A 589-nucleotide genomic window follows, 5' to 3' on the forward strand; every position below is an offset into this window, starting at 1 on the left:
ATTAAAGCTTTTCAGCAATTCTTAGCACAGAACTGCGCGAACGAGGGTTCATGTCAATTTCTTGTTTGCTCGGTTTTATCGCTTTGCCAACAGTTTTCATGTTTGCGCTGCCAAGCTCTTTGATTTGCGCTTCCGTCAAAGGAATCCCATGTGGAACCTCAGGACCTTTACTTTCTTTGCGGATAAAGCGTTTTACCATGCGGTCTTCCAACGAATGGAAACTGATGACAGATAAACGACCTTCAGGAGCTAAAATACGAGCCGCGCCTTTCAGCGCAGTATCAATTTCTTCTAGCTCACTGTTGATGTAAATACGGAACGCTTGGAAAGCACGCGTCGCTGGGTGCTTTTTCTCTTTAAAACTTTTTGGTGCTGCTTCAGAGATCAGTTTTGCCAACTGACCAGTACGAACCATTGGCTCGTTCTCTTCGTTTTCACGGTATTCCACAATCGCACGAGCAATACGACGAGCGTGTTTGTCTTCACCGAATTCACGAATCACCCAAGTGATGTCATCCAGATCCGCTTCCATCAACCATTGAGAAACCGGGATGCCTGAAGTTGGGTCCATGCGCATATCTAGCGGGCC

General features: G+C 46.5%; 1 protein-coding gene. It reads right to left on the reverse strand.

The window, feature by feature from the left end:
- Position 1: 1 nt before the first annotated feature.
- Positions 2 to 589, reverse strand: a 588-nt coding sequence (gene rsmH / locus R7Z77_RS27005; protein WP_318137259.1) for a 16S rRNA (cytosine(1402)-N(4))-methyltransferase RsmH, incomplete at its 5' end; no start/stop codon positions are given.

It is taken from the genome of Vibrio sp. 1401, from assembly GCF_033340295.1.